Genomic DNA, 1,088 nt, shown 5'->3' with positions numbered 1-1,088 from the left:
TCATCTATTTGTGTTTTAAATCAAACATAAAGTATATCAAATATTCGATATACTCTATGCTGAATGCTTTATCTATTTAAATATAGGTAACCTGCTTTTTGTTTATTTATATTGTTGTCTTGTGTATCAACATATTTAATAACGTAGAAATAGGTTCCATCTGGTAAATCTTCACCTTGAGAAACTGTTGATCTACCTTCTGAAATACCTTTAAAATAATTACTGTTAGTACCGTAGGCTGTGGTGCTATATACTTCAACACCCCAACGATTAAATATTTGAACTGTATTGTCAGTATAACAATCTAATCCCCATATTACTAATACATCATTTATTCCGTCTCCATCAGGAGAAATGGCATTAAAGACCTGAACTTCACATGCAGGGAAGACAACACCTACATTTATTGTCACTGCTGCATACTCACTACAATTTCCAAAACAGTCACAAATTTGGTATGTAAATGTATCTGTACCATAATAATCTGTATCTGGAGTATAAATTACAAAATCATCAGATATATCACTTGGTGTTCCATTATCATTAATAACTACTGTTCCGTGATCTGGTTGAGTAATCGTTATTGTTCCACATGAAGGAATATATAAATCATTATCAAATATATCAATAATAATCTCTTCATTCATGTCTGTGTCTTTTGGACCATCCGTATTTGCTATTGGTGCAAAATCATCATTTTCAATTGTTCCTAACCCTGTATTCAATATATTTCCAATTGTACCAGTAATTAAAACAATATCAACATCAAAGGTTTCATCATTTTCTACTAATCCATCGTTTGTAGTTTGAATTGTGAATGTCCCTGTTGTACTTCCTGCTGGAATTATTATCGTTACAATTGATGTATCATAATCTGAATCACTTGCGTTATTATTAGTATAAATAAATGATAATTCAATATCTTCTGAAGATGGATTGCTTAAAGTAACTACAAATGTTAATATGTTTCCTTCCATAACTGAGTCACTAGATATGGTTACACTTGGAGCGTCATCATTATCAGCAATCGTTACTGTACCACTTGGATCAGTATTCAATGTGTTTCCACTTGTAACTGTTCCTTCAAC

Annotated in this window: 1 protein-coding gene; it reads right to left on the bottom strand. The window is 31.4% G+C overall.

Going from position 1 to position 1,088, the window contains the following annotated elements; genetic code table 11:
* Positions 1 to 68: 68 nt before the first annotated feature.
* The coding region (locus G507_RS0109705) for a T9SS type B sorting domain-containing protein (RefSeq protein WP_026717287.1) at positions 69 to 1,088 on the bottom strand (1,020 nt) is incomplete at its 5' end.

The organism is Flavobacterium gelidilacus DSM 15343 (assembly GCF_000422685.1).
Taxonomy (GTDB): Bacteria; Bacteroidota; Bacteroidia; order Flavobacteriales; family Flavobacteriaceae; genus Flavobacterium; species Flavobacterium gelidilacus.
The sequence above is the reverse complement of the archived record's forward strand: the minus strand, read 5'-3'. Positions and strand labels throughout refer to the sequence as shown.